Annotated in this window: 1 protein-coding gene; it reads right to left on the bottom strand. The window is 45.0% G+C overall.

Annotated elements, in window-relative coordinates:
• The coding region (locus tag E1176_RS20025) for a hypothetical protein (RefSeq protein ID WP_185152449.1) at positions 1-382 on the bottom strand (382 nt) is incomplete at both ends.

The raw sequence follows: 382 nt of genomic DNA, 5'->3' as shown, positions 1-382 counted from the left end.
GGTGTAAATACCGGCAGCCAGACCTGTGATACTAAAACCAGGAGCAGGGAGTATTTCATCAGCAGGGGCCGTGCTTTGCCCGGTATACCAATTGAAAGTGAAACCTGCTGTGGTACCATCTGCATCCACATCAATAGTTCCGTTCGGGTTACTGGTGTCGCAATTTGTTTGATCGGTTTGAGCTGTAATGCTGATAATTGGATTACTCGTAGTTTCATTGATCGTTAAAACTATAGGGTTAGCGGTACACTTGGTAGCATCATCTTCCACCACCAAGGTGTAATCACCAGCGGTCAGGTTGCTATAGGTATCACCTGTGAAATCAGGTGCAGCAATATTTGGTGTTGGCACATTGCCATCAAACCAATAGAAATTATACCCA

The sequence above is a fragment of the Fulvivirga aurantia genome, assembly GCF_009711475.1.
GTDB classification, from domain to species: domain Bacteria; phylum Bacteroidota; class Bacteroidia; order Cytophagales; family Cyclobacteriaceae; genus Fulvivirga; species Fulvivirga aurantia.
The sequence above is the reverse complement of the archived record's forward strand: the minus strand, read 5'-3'. Positions and strand labels throughout refer to the sequence as shown.